The organism is uncultured Gilvimarinus sp. (assembly GCF_963972205.1).
Lineage (GTDB): Bacteria > Pseudomonadota > Gammaproteobacteria > Pseudomonadales > Cellvibrionaceae > Gilvimarinus > Gilvimarinus japonicus.
In genome coordinates this window covers 604,504-627,350 of the sequence record NZ_CAXAUC010000001.1, presented here as the reverse complement: position 1 = coordinate 627,350, position 22,847 = coordinate 604,504, and the positions used below count along the sequence as shown (strand labels likewise).

General features: G+C 52.0%; 20 protein-coding genes. 15 read left to right on the top strand and 5 right to left on the bottom strand.

Annotated features, from left to right (window positions below; all coding sequences use genetic code 11):
• The 3 genes from AACY82_RS02660 (at nucleotide 1) to AACY82_RS02650 (ending at nucleotide 2,979) form a co-directional block, all read left to right on the top strand.
• Complete coding sequence (locus AACY82_RS02660) at nucleotides 1-483, top strand: regulatory protein GemA (protein ID WP_339615207.1); 483 nt, start codon at nucleotides 1-3, stop codon at nucleotides 481-483.
• The gene (locus AACY82_RS02655; RefSeq protein ID WP_339615206.1) at nucleotides 470-808 is read left to right on the top strand and encodes a Mor transcription activator family protein; all 339 of its coding nucleotides are present in this window, start codon (nucleotides 470-472) and stop codon (nucleotides 806-808) included. Before AACY82_RS02660 ends, AACY82_RS02655 begins: the two co-directional genes overlap by 14 nt.
• Nucleotides 809-903: 95 nt before the next feature.
• A complete protein-coding gene (locus AACY82_RS02650; RefSeq protein WP_339615594.1) occupies nucleotides 904-2,979 on the top strand; it encodes a TonB-dependent receptor in 2,076 nt (691 codons plus the stop codon).
• Between the two features lie 336 nt (nucleotides 2,980-3,315).
• Here the strand turns inward: AACY82_RS02650 and AACY82_RS02645 are convergent, their stop codons facing one another.
• The 3 genes from AACY82_RS02645 to AACY82_RS02635 form a co-directional block, all read right to left on the bottom strand.
• On the bottom strand, nucleotides 3,316-4,953 hold the full coding sequence (locus tag AACY82_RS02645; protein WP_339615205.1) for a PepSY-associated TM helix domain-containing protein: 1,638 nt from the start codon (nucleotides 4,951-4,953) through the stop codon (nucleotides 3,316-3,318).
• A gap of 4 nt (nucleotides 4,954-4,957) precedes the next feature.
• Entirely contained in the window at nucleotides 4,958-5,239 is a 282-nt protein-coding gene (locus tag AACY82_RS02640; RefSeq protein ID WP_339615204.1) for a hypothetical protein, read from the bottom strand.
• Between the two features lie 134 nt (nucleotides 5,240-5,373).
• Nucleotides 5,374-6,573, bottom strand: a complete 1,200-nt coding sequence (locus tag AACY82_RS02635) for an MFS transporter (protein ID WP_339615202.1) — start codon at nucleotides 6,571-6,573, stop codon at nucleotides 5,374-5,376.
• Nucleotides 6,574-7,054: 481 nt separating this feature from the next.
• Between AACY82_RS02635 and AACY82_RS02630 the strand changes: the two genes are divergently transcribed.
• The 10 genes from AACY82_RS02630 (at nucleotide 7,055) to AACY82_RS02585 (ending at nucleotide 18,645) form a co-directional block, all read left to right on the top strand.
• Nucleotides 7,055-7,717: a (2Fe-2S)-binding protein gene (locus AACY82_RS02630; protein ID WP_339615201.1), complete on the top strand. Its 663-nt coding sequence runs from the start codon at nucleotides 7,055-7,057 to the stop codon at nucleotides 7,715-7,717.
• A complete protein-coding gene (locus AACY82_RS02625; protein WP_339615200.1) occupies nucleotides 7,714-8,763 on the top strand; it encodes an FAD binding domain-containing protein in 1,050 nt (349 codons plus the stop codon). The genes AACY82_RS02630 and AACY82_RS02625 overlap by 4 nt, the downstream gene beginning before the upstream one ends.
• Nucleotides 8,764-8,765: 2 nt before the next feature.
• On the top strand, nucleotides 8,766-11,003 hold the full coding sequence (locus AACY82_RS02620; protein WP_339615199.1) for a xanthine dehydrogenase family protein molybdopterin-binding subunit: 2,238 nt from the start codon (nucleotides 8,766-8,768) through the stop codon (nucleotides 11,001-11,003).
• Between the two features lie 129 nt (nucleotides 11,004-11,132).
• The gene (locus AACY82_RS02615; RefSeq protein ID WP_339615198.1) at nucleotides 11,133-12,032 is read left to right on the top strand and encodes a LysR family transcriptional regulator; all 900 of its coding nucleotides are present in this window, start codon (nucleotides 11,133-11,135) and stop codon (nucleotides 12,030-12,032) included.
• A gap of 117 nt (nucleotides 12,033-12,149) precedes the next feature.
• A complete protein-coding gene (locus tag AACY82_RS02610) occupies nucleotides 12,150-12,785 on the top strand; it encodes a flavodoxin (protein ID WP_339615197.1) in 636 nt (211 codons plus the stop codon).
• Nucleotides 12,772-13,767 carry an XdhC family protein gene (locus tag AACY82_RS02605; protein ID WP_339615196.1) on the top strand — a complete coding sequence of 332 codons (996 nt, stop codon included), beginning with the start codon at nucleotides 12,772-12,774 and terminating at the stop codon, nucleotides 13,765-13,767. The genes AACY82_RS02610 and AACY82_RS02605 overlap by 14 nt, the downstream gene beginning before the upstream one ends.
• A complete protein-coding gene (locus AACY82_RS02600; RefSeq protein WP_339615195.1) occupies nucleotides 13,757-14,428 on the top strand; it encodes an NTP transferase domain-containing protein in 672 nt (223 codons plus the stop codon). The genes AACY82_RS02605 and AACY82_RS02600 overlap by 11 nt, the downstream gene beginning before the upstream one ends.
• Nucleotides 14,403-14,858, top strand: a complete 456-nt coding sequence (locus AACY82_RS02595) for a (2Fe-2S)-binding protein (RefSeq protein WP_339615194.1) — start codon at nucleotides 14,403-14,405, stop codon at nucleotides 14,856-14,858. The genes AACY82_RS02600 and AACY82_RS02595 overlap by 26 nt, the downstream gene beginning before the upstream one ends.
• Nucleotides 14,859-14,866: 8 nt before the next feature.
• Nucleotides 14,867-17,140, top strand: coding sequence for a molybdopterin cofactor-binding domain-containing protein (locus tag AACY82_RS02590; protein ID WP_339615193.1), 2,274 nt, complete (start codon nucleotides 14,867-14,869; stop codon nucleotides 17,138-17,140).
• Nucleotides 17,141-17,388: 248 nt separating this feature from the next.
• Complete coding sequence (locus AACY82_RS02585; protein ID WP_339615192.1) at nucleotides 17,389-18,645, top strand: DUF418 domain-containing protein; 1,257 nt, start codon at nucleotides 17,389-17,391, stop codon at nucleotides 18,643-18,645.
• A gap of 149 nt (nucleotides 18,646-18,794) precedes the next feature.
• Here AACY82_RS02585 and AACY82_RS02580 read toward each other — a convergent pair whose 3' ends face one another.
• Complete coding sequence (locus tag AACY82_RS02580) at nucleotides 18,795-19,289, bottom strand: lactoylglutathione lyase family protein (RefSeq protein ID WP_339615191.1); 495 nt, start codon at nucleotides 19,287-19,289, stop codon at nucleotides 18,795-18,797.
• Nucleotides 19,290-19,394: 105 nt separating this feature from the next.
• Here AACY82_RS02580 and AACY82_RS02575 point away from each other — a divergent pair, with 105 nt between their 5' ends.
• Both AACY82_RS02575 and AACY82_RS02570 read left to right on the top strand, forming a co-directional pair.
• Entirely contained in the window at nucleotides 19,395-20,279 is an 885-nt protein-coding gene (locus AACY82_RS02575) for a LysR family transcriptional regulator (protein ID WP_339615190.1), read from the top strand.
• Nucleotides 20,280-20,345: 66 nt separating this feature from the next.
• Nucleotides 20,346-21,080, top strand: coding sequence for a hypothetical protein (locus AACY82_RS02570; RefSeq protein ID WP_339615189.1), 735 nt, complete (start codon nucleotides 20,346-20,348; stop codon nucleotides 21,078-21,080).
• A gap of 58 nt (nucleotides 21,081-21,138) precedes the next feature.
• On the opposite strand, the gene AACY82_RS02565 is transcribed toward AACY82_RS02570, so the two are convergent.
• On the bottom strand, nucleotides 21,139-22,845 hold the full coding sequence (locus AACY82_RS02565; protein ID WP_339615188.1) for an Hsp70 family protein: 1,707 nt from the start codon (nucleotides 22,843-22,845) through the stop codon (nucleotides 21,139-21,141).
• Nucleotides 22,846-22,847: the final 2 nt, after the last annotated feature.

Below are 22,847 nucleotides of genomic sequence, written 5' to 3'. Positions count from 1 at the left end.
GTGGCAGTTCCCAAGAAAAGTAACGAGCGCACCACATTGATACGCTTAATACACGTCGGCCGCCGCGAAATCGGGATGGACGACGAGAGCTACCGCATGATGCTGGCCAGCATGCCAGCACTAGGCGGCCGCACCAGCAGCGCTGACCTATCCATTCGCGGCCTGCGTCTGGTGCTGGACTCGCTAAAAGCCAAGGGGTTTAAAATCCGTTCTAAGGCCAAGCCGCAAAGCCGCACGCTAGCTGATGATTCTCAATCCAAGCTAATTCGGCACCTATGGCTTCAACTGGCGGACGACGGCGTTGTGCGCGATCGCTCAGAGACAGCGCTGGCTCACTTCGTTTGCCGTATGGTAAAAATTGAGGCTCTTCAGTGGCTGACCAGCGACCAGGCAAGTAAAGTAATCGAGCATCTCAAAGGCTGGATGGGACGTGTAGCGAACGAGAAGCGGGCCAAGGGAGAGCATAGAGATGAGCAACGCTGAGCAGCGCCACGAGCTAATGCAAGGCGTTGCGGCCCATGTAAAGCGGCTCGCTGGCGACTTTGGGTTTGATGTGGACAAAGCCGAGCAGCTGGGCTGGCACGTCGCTGACTATCTAATGGAGGATTGGGGCGGCCAGCAGTTCACAATACCGAAAGAGCGCAAGTACCACATTACTAAGCGTGACGATGAAATGATGGCCAAGTTCACCGGCAACAACCACGCGGAGTTGGCGCGCGAATACAAAATGTCAGCTCGAGCGGTTTACTCTGTCGTCAAACGTGCGCGCCAGCGCCATGTCGACCGCACTCAAATCAAGCTATTCTAACCTCGTTTTCTCTGGGCCTCTCGGGTTCCACACTGCGCAACACCCTTCCATTTCTGTCCCACTAAATACCGTATAATCCCGGCTCTTCCCACTAAATATCGCGCTCACCCAATACAAATACCTCACTTACATACACCTTTAACGTATCGGGCGGCGGCAACAGCTATTTGGCCAGTGTCTATGTGGATGGGGCGCCCATGCCGTATCGCGCCATTCAAAAGGGTGGTTTCTTTACCTGGGATGTTGCTCAGGTGGAGGTCTTGCGGGGCCCGCAATCGACGTTGCAAGGGCGTAACGCTTTAGCCGGCGCCGTTATCGTCAACACCCAAGACCCAACCTACGAGTGGGAGGGTAAGCTGCGAGTTGGCGCCGGTGAGTACGGCAAACAACAACTGGCGTTTGCCGGCGGTGGCGCTATTGTTGACGACGTATTGGCGTTTCGCGTTAGCGCGGAAAAAAACGATTTCGACGGTTTTAACGACAATATCACCCGCGACGACCACTCTGACTTTGACAACAACGAAACCTTTCGCGGTAAATTATTGTTTGAACCCACCGAAGATTTCTCGGCGTTACTAAGCTATACCCACACTGAAACCGAAATAGGGGTGCGCTGGACAGAGCCCGCCGCCGACGGCAATCATTTTGATCACCGGATTACCACGTTTAACGACCCTACCTTTGAAAGTAACGACGCCGACATTGCCATCTTAAAGCTCGATTACACGTTAAACAAAAACTGGCAGTTCACGTCTATCAGTAGTTACTCGGATTCACAATACGCCTATGAGTGGGATGGTGATGCTACGGCGCAGCCGCTGTCAATTTTAGTGGATGATCGCACCGATGAAACAGTAAGCCAAGAGTTTCGGTTTGTGCTCGATTATGATCGTCTAAGCGGTATTATTGGCGGCTACTACTCGGACCTTGATGTCGAAGATGTCGCCAGTGGTCAACGCGGACTGACCTTGACAGAGACCGGCCTGCCCACGCTGCTGGTGACACCACCCGAATACGGCGGCATTGGCCTTGATGAGCAAACGGCAGCAGCGGTGCTATCACTGTACGAGCCCATCGATCCGGTGCAGCTCGGCACTTACTCAAAGGTCACCCAAGCGGTCACCACCCAGGCGCTATTTGCCGACCTTACGTTTAAAATGACAGACCGCTGGGATATTTTTGCCGGCTTGCGCTGGGACGAAGAAAAGCAAGAAAACAGCAGCGATACGCTTTACACCATTGATAACGCCCAGTTACTGCCCAACCCAGGCGATTACGCGGCTAACCCGCCAATGGCGGCTTTGCTAACCGGTATTAATGCCCAGCTGTATCAATTGGTTGATAACGCCTCGGGCACCGAGCCACCGGCCGATGCCAGCTTTGACGAAGTGCTTCCTAAAATAGGCACTACCTACCATTTTACCGATGACGTGAATCTGAGCTTTACCTTTCAGCAAGGGTATCGCTCGGGCGGGGTGGGTACCAATGTGGGGCAAGGCGTTATATTTACTTACGAGCCCGAGTTTACTGATAACTACGAGTTAGCGTTACGCACCAGCTGGTTCGATGGCGCCTTAACCGCCAATGCCAATGCGTTTTTTATCGATTGGCAAGATCAGCAAATTGCGGTTCAGTTGTCGGGTAACTCGTATGATACCGAAACTCAAAACGCCGGTAGCTCAACCGTTAAAGGTTTTGAGGTAGAGCTAAATTACGCGGCCAGTGAATCCTTACAATTTTACGGTGGTGTGGGTTACTCTAAAACTGAGTTTGATGAATTTTTAATTGTGCAGCCGACGCAAACTTTTGATTTGTCGGGCCGCGTTTTTCCGCGGGCACCGGAGTTAACCGCCAGCATGGGCGCTACTTATCGCGCGCACCAAGGTTGGTTTGCCAACATTAACGCCAACTATGCCGATAGCTCAAGTGTGGTGGTAAACCCATACAGCAATGGGCTGATAGAGGGCGACGAGGGTTTTGACCCAGAAAATGATGCCCGCACACTGGTTAACCTTAAAGTGGGTTACGAGTGGGATCAACTGGCGATTTATGCCACGGCCACTAACTTGCTAGACGAAGAATATGTGGAGCTTGCCAATACCGGTACGCCGCCATCCATTACTTTAGGCGCACCGCGTCAGTTGGGTGTCAGCGTAGATTATCGATTTTAAACATATTGCGTCATACAATATGTACTAACAAAAAAACGGCAGCGAATAAGCTGCCATTTTTTGTTTCATACCTTTGTTAACCGGTCACTTTAGGCGTGGGCAATAGCGCGCCGCCAAAGACGCAAAGCCAACCACTAAGTCCAAGTACTCCCAGTGCAATAAACGGCGCACGCGTCCAAGCGTATGGTATGGCTAATAACACACAGCTGGTTAAAAACGCGATAACACCTAACGCTACAATCAAAAGCCGTATAGCCCCTTGTTTACTTCGCTGGGTGCGCCACAAAACAATCGTGGCTATATTGGCGACTAAAGCAAAAATAATAATGACGGCGCTCATGCCACATCCTCCGCTGGAATGCTACGGTTGCTCACATTCAGTGAGTCGTTATCAGGGCGCTTGGCGGGTAGTTTTCGAGAAGCCCAAATACAAAATAAACCACACACTAAAAGTGTTGCATCAACACCCGCTGTAATCGTTTTGCCATTAAACAGCGTTAACGACAAAATATCGCCGGTAATCACAGCGTTTAGTACGGGAACGCCAACGGCCAATAAACCGCACAGTAAAAAGAGTGTTTTTATGCTTTGGTAACTGTTTTTAATAAACAGGGCGTAGAAAATAACCAATGCCCAGCTGGAAAAGAACACGACTCCCAGCCAATAGGTTAATGCTGCCGCGTCTACCCGCAATAATAATTGACTGTAAAACAACGTCAGGCTTGCCACAACTAGCCCCATGCAGCTACCCACCGTAAAACGGCTTATGCGGTGGTACGCGGCTTTGGAGAGGTTGCCCTCGGGGCCATAGGCTCGGCGCTCGATCCAAATCATCATGCCGGTTACCGCAAGCAGGGCAGTGCCAACGCCCAATAAGCTCCAAATAACTTTGACAAAAACCCCACCAAAGTTACCAAAATGCAATGGGTACATGGCATCCAAAAATACCCCGGTCACACTGTCGTGTTTGCCAAAGGTGCTGTAACTTTTTTGCAGTTCTCCGGTTACCGCACTTAACTCAAAGGTTTCACTGGCCGCCAGCGTATCACCACCTAACGTGGTAATCGCCATAATCGCCGATTCATCGCCCCAACCATGAATGTTGGCATCAATCAGCATGACGTGGGGATTATTCTCGCGAAACTGCGTAAGAATATCACCGGGGCGTGGCTCTGCTGGTACCCCGGTTATTGCCGGTTCGATTTCTGGCAAAAAAGTTTCCACGAGCTTTTCTTGATCTCCAGAGAAGCTTACAAACGCTGCCGCCGGCACCAGCAGCACCAACACCAAACCCAAAAACGCACCGGTAAAGGCAATCGTGCCGTGAAACAACAGCCCCCACACCCCAAGCACTTTATGGGTGTCAGTAAAAAGCAACCTAAGGCTGCGCAACGGCCGAAAACTAAATAGCTCGCGCAGAATTTTTCGGTGAATTATCACACCGGTAATCACTGAGGCGAAGAGCGTTAAACCCAGCAAACCGGTTAACACCAATCCCCACGGGTTACCCAAGTGCAAGTCGGCGTGAAAGGTCACCATAAAATCGGCCATGTCCTGTGGCCTATTTAAAAACCAGTCATTTAGCGAGCCTTTAAACGTGTCCTCAAGAGCTAACGTTTTAGGGTTGTGGCTAAACACAATAACGTGATGCTCGTGGCGGCCGCTCTCTAACACCACCTCTTTTTCAAAACCAATTTGCAATCGCGTAAAGCTGCTTTCGCCCGGCAGCATGATGCGGATATGATCGAGGTAATCTTCTCCTACGTCACTGGCGTGCTGCTTTACTAAATCTTCAACCGCACCATAGTCGTGGGTGACGCCACCGCGAACACCTTCATTAGCCCACACTTTAAGTTCGTTATGGCCAAACACTGAAAATGCCCCGGTATAGGCCACAATAAAGAGCAAGATGCCCGTAACCACACCCAGCCAGCTGTGAATAATGTAATACTTTTTTGTTGTATCGCGCTGCATAACGTTACCCGGCCAAATGCTGATAAATAAGGCCCGCATGGACCACAGATAAAACACTAAGTACTGCCCACACCCGCCATAGGCTGTTGGCCATAGCCGAATATAAAAACAGTAAGCTCCAGGTTAGCGGGAACAGCAAGATAGGCACGCCGATACGGTCGATCTCATTAAACGGCAGATAAGTTGCCCCGCCAGCGGTGATCAGCGTCGCAGTAACAAGCACGCCTAGGATGCAAGCGAGCAAGCGGGCTTTGGGGGCACTAAACAGGGTGGGAGGCCGAGCCATCCGAGAATCCTCTACTAAAACGGGCGATTTATGATAACCGCTAGCGTTCTTAATAACAATTCTCGTTATCAGAAAGGAAGGGCAACACCTAACTGAACGTTAAGTGAAGTATTGCCCGCTTACTTAAAGCCAATTTAGGCGGTCGGGTTTCGATCATCCAGCACATACAATTTTCGCCCGGCGCCAAGGCCGGCGATAATCGCCACCATGCCAATCAAACCCAGAAAAATTCCGGTCACTTGCCAGCCGTGAAATATATCGTGCAAAACACCGGTCAATAGCGGCCCAAATGCGGCAAGGGTATAGCCGACTCCTTGCGCCATGCCGGACAAACGCGCGGCCGTATCGGCATCGCGCGCTCTGACCGCTAACAGTGTTAACGCCATACTAAAGGTGCCGCCTTGGCCAAGGCCTAACACAACGGCCGATAACCACAGCAAGCTTAGCGGCGCGTATATGCAGCCGGCCAAGCCTAACAACGTCAGCGATACCACCAGCACAATCATAAACCGCTGGTCGCGCATGTGGCTGGCAATCCAAGGTGCGGCAATGGCGGTAATTACCTGTACCATAATTGACACTGATAACGCCAACCCGGCGGTAACGGCATCGACCCCTCGATCTTGTAAGATGGTCGGCAACCAGCCAAATACGGTGTACGCCAGTGCCGATTGCAGCCCCATGTAAATAGTCACTTGCCACGCTAACGAATCGCGGTACAAAGATTTTTTCGGGGCGCTAACAGACTTGGGAAAGTGCTTGGCGCCTTGCTGTGACCACCAAACAAGTGCGGCAATAGCGGCGGGCACCAGCCAAAAGCCTAGGGCGGGGCGCCAGTCATTGCTAAACAACAACCGCAATGGCTCGGTAGCGCCGGCCGCAATCGATGCTCCAAAACACAGTACCGCCGTATAAAGTCCGGTAAGCAAACTGACTGAGTTGGGGAAGTCGCGCTTAACGATTCCGGGGAGAAGAACTCCCATGACTCCGATGCAAGCCCCCGCTGTCGCCGAGCCTACAAACAAACCTGTGACACCCAAATAGGGGCGGGCCAGAAGTGACAGCGCCAGTAGCGCCACCGCCAGCAATACGGTTCGCTCCATGCCTAATCGGCGAGCCACAAGAGGCGCCAAAGGCGCCGCCAGCCCTAAAAACAAGACCGGCAGGGTGGTGAGCACGCCCTGACCCGTGGTGGTTAGCGCCAGATCCTCACCGATGCGCCGCAGCACAGGTGAAACACTGGTTAACGCCGGGCGCAAATTCAGCGCCACCAACATCAATCCGAGTAAGGTTAACAACATGTGCCTAACAGGAGAGGCGGCAGGGGGTGTCATAGACAATGATTCCAGCACAGTACCAGCGTATCGAGTTACTCAATACACCCAAAAAGAAGCACAATTATACAGGCCATTGCTACCGGGAAGAGAAAAGAAAGGAAAAGGTCTTGCGTTAAGCGACCCCTAACGTTTTTACGGCATGAAAACGTCAATACGGCGCCGTGAATACCCTTTCCATTTTACTGGAACACTCCTTGCTCACAACCTATCGCTGAGGTTTGTTACGGGGCTATTTGGAGCGCACTCTAGCCACATCAAATTTTACTGACCCAGCCACTGACGTCGAGACACCAACGTTTGCGTGCTTGTGCGGCGCTTGCTTACTTAATGACGCTGCACGTTCTCTGAGCCCCGCTAGCACCACAAGACTGAAACCTTTGCGGAAGTTACAAACTCGGCTAGTGAGATTGAAAATTGTACAAGCGAAATATGATGTTGGTAAAAATGGATCAACACCCGCTAACTATTTGGAGTGCTTATGAACCGCGATGATAAAAAGGCCAGTGGCTCTTCAGGCGCCGTTGGCGTCTGGCCGAGACGCGATTTTCTCAAAGGTGTCGGCCTTGCCGCGGGCGCTGCAGCTACCACGTCGGCCTCGGCGGCCACGGCATCTCAACAGACCGAGCACTCATCAGCCACACCCACCCAGCGTGAAATCACGCTCACCATTAACAAACAAAAAATAACTCAGCCTATCGATAACCGCACCACACTGGTCGATCTGTTACGCGAGCACCTGGCCATGACCGGCACCAAAAAAGGCTGTGACCACGGCACTTGTGGGGCTTGTACCGTGCACGTCAATGGTCAACGGGTGTTGTCTTGTTTAACACTGGCGGCCACCATCGATGGCGCTGACGTTACTACCATTGAGGGGCTCGCCGACGGCGACGAGCTGCACCCAATGCAAGAGGCTTTTTTACGCTGCGATGGCTATCAGTGCGGTTACTGTACCCCTGGACAAATTATGTCGGGCGTAGCTTGTATTGAGGAAGGGCACGGGAACGGATCGGCCGAAGAAACTCGCGAATGGATGAGCGGCAACTTGTGCCGCTGCAGCGCCTACCCGAATATTTTAGCCGCCGTTAGACAAACCTCCGGCGCCGAGCCTGCCAGCGACCCTGCGGAGCAAACCTCATGATTCCCTTTGACTATCACAATGCGCAAACCGTAAAAGAGGCGGCCGCACTTATCGATCACCGCTCAGTGCAAGCCATCGCCGGGGGCACCACCCTGATCGATCTCATGAAGCTCAATGTATTAACACCGGCTTCCTTAGTGCATGTACGCGACGCGCTACCCTCGGGTGTGTCATCTGACGATCAAGTGTTACACATTGGCGCCGCAACGACGATGGCTGAGCTTGCCGACGCCGAAAAAGGGGGACGAGCGTTTCCCGTCATCCGCCAATCACTTATCCTGGCCGCGTCGCCGCAAATACGCAACATGGCCACCATTGGCGGCAACCTCCTTCAGCGCACACGGTCGCCTTACTACCGTCACCCCGATATGCCCATTGACGGTCATGCCATAACAAACCATGGCGAGGGCGTCGACACCGCAATGCTCGCCGTGCTTGGCAATAGTGGCCGGCTGGTAGGAATGTATCCCGGCGACTTTGCCATCAGTGCCGTCGCTTTTGATGCGCAGCTGGAGCTAAGCAACGGCGAGACAAATCGCCGCGTCAATGCGCGTGAGTTTTATCAAGTGCCGCAGCAAAAAGAGTTTCAGTACTCAACCAAACTAAAACCCAATGAAGTGATAACCGGCGTTATTTTTCCAGTATCGGCCAGCTTAAAAAACAGTTACTACTTTAAAATTCGCGAGCGAAGCAGCTACGCCTTTGCACTCGCCAGCGCGGCGGTCGGGTTGGACATACAAAACGGAATAATCCGCCGCGCCAACGTCGGTATCGGCGGGCTGGGCTCCATCCCCTGGCACAGCGCAGCCGCAGAGCAAGCCTTAACGGGCCAAGCCCCCACTGATGATGTGTTTCGCGCGGCAGCGCAAGCGGCACTTGCCAGTGCGCAACCGCCTGCAGGGCTAGAGTACAAGGTGACACTCGCCCAGCGCACACTGGAGCGCGCGTTGCAAACCCTACGTGATGACGGGCCATTGGATGATGACGCACTCTGGGCCATGCAACACGGCCGCTCAGACACGCAACCAACGCAACGGGGAGCATAGACATGACGTTTAAATCCATCGACTACAGCGGCCCCGTCGGCAAATCGCTGGTACGTAAAAGCGGCCGGGAGAAAGTCACCGGCGCTGCAACTTTTACCGCCGAGAACCAGACAGAGCGGATGCTGCATGCGGTAGCCGTTACCAGCAATATCGCACGCGGTAAAATCAAATCTATCGACACCCGTGCGGCAAAAAACCTCCCGGGCGTGCGTGCAATATTACTGCCCGACAACGTACCGTCCTTTAAGCGTATTAAAACCTTTAATGACTCTGGCATGAAGCATTCATTGGCCAGTAACGTTTTCCCGGCGGCCGAGACAGAGATATTTTACGCCGGCCAATACGTGGCTGCCGTGATCGCCGATACCTTTGAGACTGCGCGTGATGCCGCACTGCTGGTGAAGGTTACGTATGACACCCAATCACATGTCACCAACATCGATAACGCACCGGCAAACGAGCGCCCAGAAAGCCTCATGGGTGCACCCGCCGTTATTACCAAAGGCGAGGACGCGCAACACGCATGGCAAGCAAGTACCGTGAAAGTCGACGCGGATTATCGGCTGTATGGCAACCATCACAACCCTATTGAACCACATGCCACCATTGCGCACTTTGGCAAAAAGAACGGTAAACCTTTTTTAACCGTTTACGATACCACGCAAAGCTTAGCCCCGGGGCAGGCTACTTATGCAGCACTATTTGACCTTGCCCCCGAGCAGGTACAAGTCATATGCCCCTATGTGGGCGGAGCGTTTGGCTCCAAAGGCGCCATGTGGCCACAGTCGGTATTAGCCTGTTTATGTGCAAAGCTGGTTGATGCGCCGGTCAAACTAGTGGCAACCCGGCAACAAATGTACGGCGGGACAGGGCACCGCTCTCCTTTTCGTCAGCGTGTGGCTCTTGGCGCCGATAAAGACGGAAACATTCAGTCCATCATCCACAGCGGTATCGCCAGTACATCGCGCAAAGACGTTTACAACGAAGCCTTTACCATGGCGACCCGGATGATGTATAGCACAGAGTCACTGCACTTAGAGCAGAGCCGCTGCAGGCTAGACACTCAGTTGCCCACCTTTATGCGCGCGCCGCCAGAAACACCCGGCTTGTACGCGCTGGAAGCTACAGTGGATGAGCTGGCAACAGAATTAGCAATGGACCCAATCGAGCTACGCATTAAAAACGAGCCAGAGGTGGACCAGCACACCGGCAAACCGTTTAGCAGCCGCTTATTAGTCGACTGCCTGCGTCAAGGGGCAGAGCGCTTTGGTTGGCGCAATCGCTCCGCCAAGCCGCGCAGCCAAAAAGATGGCCACTGGTTAATTGGCATGGGCGTCGCGTCAGCCACGTATCCACACAATGTGTTTCCCACCCAGGTAGACGTAACCCTAAATGAAAATGGTACGGCGGACATCGCCTGTTGCACGCAAGAGCTAGGTACTGGCACTCGCACCGCACAAAGCCAACTCACGGCCGACATGCTTGGCTTACCGATTAAAAAAGTGAACATGCGCTTAGGCGATACCGCATTACCGCCGGGCGGAATCTCTGGCGGCAGCGCGACGACGGCAAGTGTCGGCGGCGCGATTCGCAATGCCGTCGAAAAACTAAAAGAACAGCTATTGACCCTTGCACAGCAGCAAGATGAATTTAAAAACGCATCCCTCGATGATATCCATTTTGTCCAAGGAGCCGTAACGGACGGCCAAACACGGTTGCCCATGGAAGATTTACTAGAGCAAGCCGGCAAACCGAACCTTACGGCTCGCGGTAGCTTTAAAGGCCCAGAGGAACAAAAGTATTCAGCTCACTCATACGGTGCAACGTTTGTTGAAGTTGCGGTGGATGAGGCGCTGGGGTTAGTCCGAGTACGTCGTATGCTGGGTTGTTACGCCTGCGGTACTATTCTTAATGCCCGCACCGGGCGCAGCCAGTTTATTGGCGGGATGGTTATGGGGCTTGGCCACGCACTGCAAGAGGCCACCCATTGGGATCATCGCTATGGCCGAATCACCAACGATAACTTAGCCGAATACCACATACCCGTGAACGCCGATGTGCCCGATATCGATGTAATGTGGATCGACACCCCGGACTTTAACGCATCGCCCATCGGTGCCAAAGGTATCGGCGAAATAGGTATCACCGGGGTGGCCGCCGCAGTAAGCAACGCAATCTACAACGCCACCGGCAAACGTTTGCGACAACTACCCATGACGCCAGAAATGGTGATGGGCTAAAAGCACGTTACTGCGCGACTTAGGGTAGGGGAGGCCCCGCCCTGAGACCCAAGGCGGCTATAAGCTTAGCGCGCAGAAGAACCTGAGAGACCTGTATAATAAACTCAAAATAATGAGTATTATTCAACAATGGCCTCAAAAAATAGTTACAGCGAGTTACTCGCATTCGTCGAAATAGCACGGGAGGGTAGCTTTACCCGCGCCGCCGCGAAGATGGGAATTTCCACATCAGCACTCAGCCATGCCATTCGAGCGCTGGAAACACGTTTGGAAGTTCGCCTACTAACCCGCACTACCCGCAGCGTCTCGACCACCGAGGCGGGCGAGCGTCTGTACCAGCGGATCGCCCCGCACTTTGATGAAATTGATTTAGGCCTGGAGGCCGTGCGCGAGCAGCGTGAAAAACCTGCCGGCACGGTACGTATTACCACCGCCGAGCACGCCGCCAACAGCATTATCTGGCCCAAACTTGCAAAAATTTTACCCCTATACCCGGACATTACCGTTGAAGTCTCGGTAAACTTTGCCCGTACAGACATCGCCGCCGAGCGTTTTGACGCGGGTGTTCGGCTGGGAGATGAACTGGACAAAGACATGATCGCGGTGCGTATTGGGCCCGATCAACGCATTGCCGTCGTGGGCTCGCCGGAGTATTTTGCCAAACACCCGAAACCTACCACCCCTTATCAGCTGACCGAGCACAGCTGTATCAACCTTCGCTTGCCCACCCACGGCGGACTTTTGCCTTGGGTTTTTGATGATAAAGACCGACGAGAATTCAAGGTGAAGGTCTCCGGGCAGTGGATTTACAACAGTGTCAGCCCCATTGTGCGCGCGGCGCTGGCCGGACAGGGCCTGGCCTATGTACCGGAGGATACCGTACTGGAGCATATAAAAGCCGGGCGATTGGTGCGTACACTAGACGAGTGGTGTATACCCTATACCGGTTATCATCTTTATTACCCCAACCGAAAACAAGCCTCTGGGGCTTTTCCTATCATTGTTGAAGCGTTACGCCACAAAGAGTAATCATTATACAGTGGCAACTCGCATTAATGAGTTTTACTCAACAACGTATCCCTATTTTTGATCTTGTCTGTTACCGCCTTGGCTTCTACTATCTCTTAAATGCTTTAAGAGGAGCCAATGGTGCTACCACGACGGCAACTATTAACACGGCTGATGTCGCTACCCCTATTGGGCACACTGGGTACTCTGGCCAACAAAACCAAGGCTGTGCCTGAACGTGCGGGCAACGCCAAGCCGCGCCAAAGCACTGTGTTAATTACCTACTTTAGCCGCTCGGGTAACACTCGGGTGGTGGCCGAGCAGCTTGCACGAACGCTCGACGCCGATTTATTCGTGATTGCGCCCGCAACGCCATACCCCGCCGACTACGAGGCCACTGTCGAACAAGCCCGTCGTGAGCGCGATGCGGGCTATCAACCGCCACTCGAGCAACGGGTTCCCGACCTTATGGGTTATGAACAAGTATTTATCGGATTTCCAATCTGGGGAATGACCGCACCACCGGTGATTCGATCATTTATGGCGCAGCATGATTTAACCGATAAAACCGTTGCGCCTTTTATTACCCACGGTAAATACGGTTTGGGCGACAGCGTCACAGTACTTAAGCAGCTCGCACCTAGAGCAACGATTCTTGATGCTTATTCACAAGAGTGCGACCAAGAAAGGGATACCATGAATCACGTAAATTCATGGCTCTCGTCGTTGAGCGCCAACGCCAACCAACGCGAAAACACCCATGCAAAATCTTGATAAACACGTTATTTCACAGGCACTACAATGGCTGCGCAGCGGTGAATCCACATGGCTCTGCACTGTCCTCGCCACCTTTGGCTCGTCACCTCGCGAGCCAGGCTCGTTAATGGCCGCCAAAGCGGATGGCCAACACGTGGGTTCGCTCTCAGGTGGTTGTGTGGAGGAGGACTTTCTCCAGCAGCTCGGTGATGGACGTTTCCAAAAGGCGGTCGAGCGTATTCGCTACGGAGCAGAAGGCAATATGGGCAACCACCGGGTTACCTTACCCTGTGGCGGTAGCCTGGATGTGTTGATCGAGCAGCTTGCCCCCGTACCGGAAAACATCAACCATCTGGAAAACGTACTAACGACTCTTGATGGACAAACGGTTAAAACGCGCCGAATTGCGCTTGATAATTCACCACAAAGTTTAGGCGCACAGTTACTGCACGATGAACCCCAAGGCGCGCGCGTCTGGTTAGACCCGGATGATCGGTTTGTGGATGTTCGCGTGGGTCCCGTATCGCGTCTGATTATCGCCGGTGTCTCAAGCGTGTCGATCTATTGCGCCGAGTTTGCGTTGGCGATGGGGTTTGAAGTGGTCGTTTGTGATCCACGCGAAGAAGCCTGGGCCAACGTTAACGTTCCGGGGATACGCGCTGAATATATGCTCCCATCGCTGTTTATCGCCGCGCCCGACACCTGCCACCGCGCGACAGCTATTGTTGGTTTAACCCACGATCCTCGAATCGATGACTTAGCGGTAATGGAAGCTATCCACACCCCGGCTTTTTATATTGGTGTGATGGGCTCTCATAAAACATCGCAAGCTCGTGCCGAGCGGTTACAACGTACCGGCGGCTTAACGGCAAAAGACATCGCGCGCATTCACATGCCTATTGGTTTGGCGCTTGGCAGCAAAACGCCCGCCGAAATTGCACTGGCAATTATGGCCGACATACTGCGAGTGCAACGGGGTAAAGCGCGTCATGAGCTTTGATCAATGGGTCACTCACAGCGACCACTTAGTAGCGCTCATCGTCGCGGCGGGGTTTTCAAACCGCTTTGGCAGCGCCGATAAACGATCCGCCAAGCTCGATAAACATCAGACGTTACTGGCTGCGAGCTACGCCAGTGCGGCACGTTTTTTTACCAACTGCCGCGTGCTTATTCGTGACGATGATGATATCCGCGCACTGGGTCTGGCGCCGGAGACGCCGGTGTGCCGCACACAGCATGCCCGACAGGGGCAGGGGGCCAGTATGGCAGACGGCTTTAAGGCACTGCTAACGGATGACGCACTAGCCAATGTTCAGAGCGCCGCGGTTTGGCTCGGCGACATACCTCATATTACCCCAAGCACCTTGACGCAATTGTCTTGTAAAGCAAACCCAGACAATATTATTCGGCCAATCTGGGCCGATCAAATAGGTCACCCCGTGTTTTTTGGTCGCCGCTTTTGGCCCGAGCTTGCCGAGCTGCACGGCGACAAGGGCGCCGCGAAAATACTCAAACATTATCACGCGACTTACCAAACAATTGCGGTAGAGGATTCAGGAGTATGCCGCGACATTGATACACAGGACGACTTTAAAAGCTTGCAACTTCAATTAGCGTCAACCAGAGGAACACGCTATGCCAACTTACACCGTGACGATTAATAGACAACAAAGAAACATCGAGGCCGATGCCGACACACCTTTACTGTGGGTGCTGCGTGACGAACTCCAGTTGGTGGGCACTAAATTTGGTTGCGGTATCGCTCAATGTGGCGCCTGTACAGTTCACGTTAACGGCAGTGCCGTCAGATCTTGTTCGTTTCCTATTTCAGCGATCGGCGAGAGTAAAGTAACAACGATTGAAGGTTTGTCGGAGGACGGGGATCATCCGGTGCAACAGGCATGGCTAGAACACGATGTGGCGCAGTGCGGCTACTGCCAGGCCGGCCAAATCATGTCGGCTGCTGCACTACTGGCGCAAAACGCCAACCCCGATGACGCGGCCATCAACAACGCCATGTCAGGCAACATTTGCCGCTGCGGTACCTATGGGCGTATTAAATCAGCCATCAAAACAGCCGCTAAAAGCTAGGGGTACAGATGAACAGCGCAACAGGAAACCTTGCAAATAAAATAAAGACCTCGCTAGGCCGTCGCCGCTTTTTACAGGCCAGTGCCGCCGCCGGTGGTGGTTTAATGATTAATTTTAGCTGGGGCGTTGCGCCCACCGGTGCCGGTGATGCGGCGGCCGGAATGGTTCCCGATCAACCCTTCGAGCTTAACGCCTACTTGTTGATCGCCTCATCAGGCGAAATTACCGCCATGGTGCCGAACCCGGAATTTGGCCAAAACTTAATGACCTCTATGCCTATGATTTTGGCAGAAGAGTTGGACGCTGACTGGCAAAGCATTACCGCCAAACAAGCCAACTATGATGCCCGTGCCTACGAGCGACAATTCACCGGTGGCAGCCAATCTATACGTCGCGCCTGGCAAAGTCTACGCATGGCTGGGGCCAGCGCAAGGCATATGTTAATACAAGCCGCCGCGCAGCAGTGGCAAGTACCTGCTAGCGAAATTATCGCTAAAAATAGTACGTTAACCCACACTAAAAACGACAAACAGAGCAGTTACGGTGCGATGGCAGCCGCCGCATCGCAAATGCCCACGCCGGACGAAGTCAGCTTAAAAGACAAAAGCAGTTTTGAGTTGATTGGTAAGTCACGTCACAATCAAGAAGGGCAAAAAATCGTTACCGGCCAGCCACTGTTTGGTATTGACTATCAAGCCGAGGGCATGAAAATCGCCATGATCGAACACCCACCGGCTTTTGGTCAGACCGTAGAATCTGCCAATCTCGATGAGATCAAGAAAATGCCGGGCATTGTAGATGCCTTTATTTTTGAGTCAATAAGCCCCGAACAGCAAAAAAACTATTTTGACACCAACGCCTTTCCACGCTTGATTGCCATCGTTGGCGAAAAAACCTGGCAGGTTATGAAAGCCAAAAAAGCGTTAAAGCCGCAATGGAAAAACCTTCCCTCTCGTACGGAAACCATGAACGCCTTCGGCCGCGAGGTGAGTGTGACCACCCCCGGGGGGCTCGAAAACACCACTGATCATCGTAAGAAAATGGATCAGGCTTTGGCGGGTGAGCTGAATACTCTGCGCGAGGATGGTGACGTGATAAGCGCCTTTGATTCAGCGGCAACGGTTATAGAGAGAACCTATCGTTCACCTTATCTGGCGCATAACACCCTGGAGCCGATGAACTTCTTCGCACAAATCAATGGTGACGGAGTGCATGTGGCAGGCCCTTTACAGGCGCCGGTGTTTATTCAAGACACTCTGGCGAGTCGTTTGGGTATTGCCAAAAAGAAAATCCACATCGAATTCACCCGTATGGGCGGCGGTTTTGGTCGGCGCGCCTACTCGCACTATTTAGTCGAGGCCGCCGTCATCGCAAAACAGGTAAAGGCACCTGTGAAACTGATTTATTCCCGTGAAGACGATATGACCATGGGCATCTATCGCCCAAGCTATACGGTGCGTATTAAAGCCGCTTTAGACAAAGACAAAAAACTCGTCGCTTATCAGGTAAAAGGGGGGGGGCTGTCCGAGCACTGCGTGCATGAAAATCGGTTTCCCGCCGGCGCGGTCGATAATTACCTGGCGGAGGCAAAGGCCATTGACTCCAATATCACCACTGGAGCTTTTCGTGCCCCGCGCTCGAACTTTATGGCGTCAGCCGAGCAATCGTTCTTAGACGAGCTAGCTGAGGCCGCCGGTGTAGACCCTATCGACTTTCGCCTAGCTCTGCTTGATCGAGCAAAAAACAACCCAGTGGGCGACAACAACGACTATGATCCGGCGCGTTATGCCGGCGTACTAAAGCTGGTACGCGAAAAGTCTGGCTGGGACGCCATGCCCGGCACAACCCACAAGGGTGTCGCAGCGTATTTTTGTCACAACTCTTACGCCGCACAGGTTATTACCGTTAAGCAAGGGGAGGGCGAGCCTAAAGTAGATAAGGTATACAGCGCGCTCGATTGCGGCATCGTCGTCAATAAAGATTCCGCCATCAATATGGTCGAGGGTGCCGTTATTGATGGCATAGGCAATGCCTTGTTTGGTGAGATGACGTTTACCGACGGCGTACCAGATAAGAAAAATTTTGACCGCTATCGCATCATTCGCATAAACGAAATCCCCGACAATATTGATGTCCACTTTGTCGAAAACTCAATAGACCCAACCGGACTGGGTGAGCCGCCATTCCCACCGGTATTCCCGGCGCTGGCCAATGCCCTTTACCAACTGCTAGGCGAGCGGCAGTACCTGCAACCTTACGCAAAACGACATCAGGCCTCATAGAGCCCTCAGGAGCATTCGATTTCCCGTGATACCTTCTGCTGACGATGCGGCTCCTGCGGTGATTAGCTTTTCGGCTAAGGCCGAAGCAACTGGCATATTCACCCTAACGGTCAATACGTAGTTGCTATTGAAGGGGGAGGGCAAACGCGACAATGGGGCACGCCTAAGCGAGCAGTCCGCGCAAGGCGCGCAAAAACTTCTCAACACCATTCATTAAACACTGTAAATTTTCCATGAGCGAAACATCTATGTCCGAATCTTTATCCTCTCCCCTAAAGCGTATCAGTGCATTAGATGCGCTGCGTGGCTTTGCCTTACTTGGCATTATTGTTATGCATATGCTGCAACAATTTGGCTACAGACTGGCCCCGTCAGCGGAGGAGATCCTTCATTATCCACACATGGATGCCGCGGTGCAGTGGATAGGAAGTAATCTCGTCATGGGCCGCTTTATCAATATTTTTGCTTTTCTATTTGGCATGAGCTTGTTTATTCAAATGGATAAGGCTGCCCAAAAAGGCATAGATTTTCGTGGTCGTTTTGTGTGGCGAATGCTGCTTTTAATGTTTTTCGGCCTGCTGTGCCATTCCTTTTACAGCGTTGAAATTATTTCTGTTTATGGGCTGTTTGGCATACTCCTACTAACACTTTACCGGGTAAAGTCATGGGTATTGCTGCTATTGTGTGCCGCACTCGTCTTGGGAGCGCCTCGCATCGCTCAGGTCTACCATCACAACCAACAACTTCCCGAGCAGACTAGCCTAACGGAGCGCGCTACCGACACTGAGCCACAGGCGAGAAGATCTCCGCCCGAGCACATCGCCAACCCTTCTTTTATCAATTCAGCTAAGCACAACTATGCCGAACGTTTAGAGGGAAAGCTTAACTACCAGTTTGGCTTTATTGGCAGAGGCTACGTGACCTTCGCGTTGTTTATTTTGGGGTTATTGGTAGGGCGCAGCCGGTTCCTGGAACGAGCGCAGTACCACAGAAGGCAACTACTACTGATATTTCTGGGCTTCACCGCGGCCACAGCCGCCATAACCGCATTGCACGCAGTAATGCCTGAGCAAAACACACGCGTGTTTTTTAGGGCCGAGGGCGTCCATTTGTCAGGAGGGCTTGTTCTGGCTCAGACGCTTAATGACCTCAGTTTAATCACATTTTCAGGCGCTCTGGTAAGTGGCTTCCTCGCACTTTACTACTCCGAGCGCATCAGCCGTTATCTGCAATTACTCGCGCCTTATGGCAGGGTGGCCCTGACCAATTACATTATGCAGGGAGTGATCGGCTGTATCTTGTTTGCTCCTTGGGCGCTGGGCTATACCTTTAGCGATTGGGGGGCATTCGCTCTCGTCATTCTGGGATTAGTAATTTATATCGCTCAGGGTATTTTTAGCTATATATGGCTTAAACACTATTTATACGGCCCCCTAGAGTGGTTGTGGCGCAGCGGAACGTATTTATCAATTCAGCCCTTTTCGAGAAAGAAGCTCAATCGGTAACAATTCATGCGCTCCAGAAGATGACTGGCCTAAAACACTCCAAAACAATAAGGTGCTCGAGTTAAGTAGCGTTAGAGACAACGATGTAATCGAGTATTAAAACTATTGGCATCGCCGCTAAAGGCAATGCCAATAGTCCGCTCATGCCTTTAACCGTAAGCACCGGCCGAGTAGGTTAACTCATAGCTATGGCTGTAAATTTCTAAAATATTGCCAAAAGGGTCTTCCATATAAACCATGCGGTAGGGCTTCTCGCCGGGGAAGTATTCACGCACTGGCATTCTTTGCTTACCGCCGGCGGCGACAATTTTCTCGGCTAAACCTTCTACGTCTGGGTCTTGCACACAAAAGTGGAACACTCCTGTCTTCCAATATTCAAAATTATTGTCCGGCCTCTCGGCGTTGTTAAACTGAAATATCTCAACGCCGATACGATCCCCGGTAGACAGGTGTGCAATTTTAAGCGAGCCCCACCCCGCGCCGAACACATCCGTACACATAACCCCTACGGCGCTATCGTCTTCTTCAATAGTGGTTGGGGGCATAATCAGGTACCAACCTAATACGTCGGTATAAAATTTTACGGCGGCTTCCAGGTCAGTGACCGATAAACCGATATGAGAAAAGCTGCGGGGGTAGGTCATGCCGACTCTCCAAATTTGGTGGTTAGGGATAAAGTAACCTAAGCTTAGGCTCAATAAGCTATAATGAAAACCATCAACCACTTATAGCCTTGATAAGTTATTTTTATGCTGAATCCGCAATGGCTCCGCTCCTTTACTGTACTTGCTGAGGTGGGTAGCTTTACCCGTACCGCAGAGCAGTTAAAACTCACTCAAGCGGCCGTTAGCCAGCACATCAACCATTTGGAGCAACAGCTCGGCCCTTTGTTGATTCGCCGTACCCGCCAGATAGACCTCACGCCGGCCGGACACTCTTTGTTGGCATACTGTGCTGAACTAGAACAAGCAGGGCAGCGACTAACGTTGCGATTGTCCGGTGGGGAGCAAAGTAAAGGGCAGGTGAGCCTAGTTACTCCGGGTAGTAGCGGTTTGTTTTTATACCCGCTATTGCTAGAGCTACAAAGCGCACATCCTGGACTTGCGATTCATCACAAGTTTGCTCCCGATACCGATGTACTAAACGCGGTTTTAAACAACGAGTATGAAATTGGTTTGCTCAGCACTAAACCTGACAATCCACACGTAGCGGTAAGTCACTTTGCACAAGAGCCGCTTGAACTCGTGACACCAGCGGGGGCTACTGTCAACTCGTGGCAAGATTTACAGCGGCTTGGCTTTATTGATCACCCCGACGGGCGCAGTATGGCAACCCGTATACTGAGCCGTGCCTACCCAAATGCCGGCGGTATTCGCGATATACCAGTGCATGGGTTTATTAACCAAGTCGGCTTGATTCTCGAGCCAGTGGCGCGTGGCCTAGGCTTTACCGTGTTACCCAGATACGCACGCAAAGCGTTTGTCCGTAACGAAGCGATAAGTGTAGCGGAATTTGATTACACAGCTATGGATACGCTATGGTTAATTCATCGCGCCGAATGGCCGTTATCGGCAAGAGCCAAATACGCGCTCGATCACTTAAAACAAAAGCTTGTTAATATGGAGCTTATGTAAAAAATAGGCACCGAGTGTTGATTTATTCAGGCTAAACACATCACATACTGAGTTTAGGACACTGTTATGGCGGTATTAAAAGTCTGTGCATTGATCGCCCTTAGTGTTTTAGTGGGGTGCTCCAGTACGACTGTTCATCTACACGCCAAAAACCTTCCCGACGTTGAGCAGGAAGCCATTCGCACAGGTCTTGAAGCGCGAGGCTTCTCGGTCAAAATGCGAGATAATGAGCCGCCGTCTAACAATAACGCTATTCTTTATTATCCCCACGACGGCATTGACGCCGACTTGCAAGCAATCGATGCGGTATTAGACGCGAACGGGTTATGGGCTGAACACAATTACTCCGTCTACACCGATAAGCTTGGCAAACACGAATACACCGCAGGCAATATTGGGCTCTACCTTGTGCCCGAAGGCGTCACTGCCAATGCATCAACGAGCAACAGGGTTAGAGCTGTCTTTCCCATAACGGTAACCGATTTTGAGTTTGTCAGTACCGACTGTGACACGGAGTACGTATATGAGCTGTTTGAAGATGGCAGTCTAGTCGCCAGCGATTTTAGCTTGCCGATCGGCAAGGCCAAACTGGCAGCTCTGGAGTGGAGGGAAACCTCGGATGAGATCACACTTTCTAACAGTGGTGAGCAGTTCAGGTACTCTAAAACCGAATCTTATAAAGAATATGCGAACCTCGATAGCGATCATGTCATTACTTACAACATCACCTTGCAACCGTTAGGGTACTACCGGGTACCGTACGGTTGCACGTTCAAAAGTACTTTTTCCGAGGCTTATTAATAATAAGCTTAGCGTCCTTCGCATCGCACTGCGCCACTGAACTCGCGGCAAAAGCGCGCTAGTACAGTGGCGACTCTCTTTCTATTTGATCAAAAATAATCGTTAGCTCTTTAGCGGCCGCGTCAATTTCCGAGATATTTTGGCCGTGTAGAATTTGCTCAAAGTTTCCCAGCATATCTTTTATGTACTCCCGCAGGCCTCCAAGAGCGAGTTCGTAAAGGCGCTCGCCGCGGGCAACTAATAAAGCATTGCGCTCGTTCTCGCGCGGATGAATCTTAAGGGACGCAAGCTCGGCGAGCCGGGTTTTAATCTCCGCTTCCGTTAAGGTTCCAGGGTTACCTTCGATAATCGCTTGCTGCTTATCGCCGGTTGACGTGACCTCTGCCTCTACCTGCAGTAAGCCGCTGATGTCATAGGTAAAGCGAATTTCTACCGACTCTTCTCCGGCAGCGGCAGGAGGCACGGCCAAAGAGAGTTCGCCGAGTTTGATGTTATCTTTTACTAAGCGCGCTTCGCCTTGATATATCACGATATGTAGTGTGGTTTGATTATCGCGCACGGTCACCAGACGGTCCATTCGACTTACGGGGACCGGGCTATTGCGATCAATAATAGGATGGAACAATTCGCCACTATCAAAAAATCCCTGTTCATTCACTACGCCAACGCCTAGGGTGTAAGGCGCAACATCCGTCAAAACCACCTCAGATAGCGAGGCATCCCCCTCAATTAAGGCGGCCTGAATTGCAGCGCCAAGGGCGACTGTCTCATCGGGGTTGATGTGCGACTGAGGAATTTTACCCAGCATTTTTGACACCATCGAGCGAATTGCTGGCATACGCGATGCGCCGCCTACCAACACCACCGCGTCTAAGTCATCGCCTTGCAAATTGGCGTCGCGGAGTGATCGCTCTAGAGGGAGCCTAAGGCGGCGCAGTAAATCCACACAGCAAGTCTCAATAGAATCGCGAGTTAGTGTCAGTTGGAGGGGCTCTTCACCTACAAAAAATTCAATGCAGGTATTGTGTTCGGTGGAGAGCTGCTTCATGGCCTGTTCGCATTGTGATCGCAACTGAGCGATCTGTTTTGCCGACAAGTCGGAGCGCACAATATCTTTCTTCTGTAAAAAATGACTGAGCAATGCGTCGACAAAGTCTTCGCCGCCCAAGCGGTTATCTCCAGCTGTTGCATTGACCTGCATGACGCCATCAAATAACTCGAGAATTGACACATCAAACGTACCGCCACCGATATCAAATATCAAAAAGGTCGTATCGTCTTCGTTGTTGTGTAGTCCGTAAGCAATAGCGGCCGCGGTTGGCTCATTAATTAGGCGCTTAACCTCAATTCCCGCCAGGCGCCCGGCATCTCTCGTTGCCTTGCGCTGTGCATCACTAAAATAGGCCGGCACACTGATGACGGCACTGTCAATTTTCTCTGTTAAATGTGTCTGGGCATCGGCGATTAGACTTTTTAAGAGTAGGGCAGAGAGCTCCTCAGCGCGAAACTTTTTAGCGCCCAGCGTAAACTCCTTGTCGGTACCCATATATCGTTTGAACTCCGACACCGTCAGGTTGGGGTGCGTAATTAAACGGTGCTTGGCAATGTCGCCCACAATAATACGCTGCTGATCGTCGAGTCCTACAACCGACGGCGTCATGGTTTTATTTAATGCATTTCGTATTAGCTTTGCCTCGCCAGTTTCGGCGATCCAGTAGGCAACTAAGCTGTTTGTTGTACCAAGGTCTATACCAATTAAGGCCATGT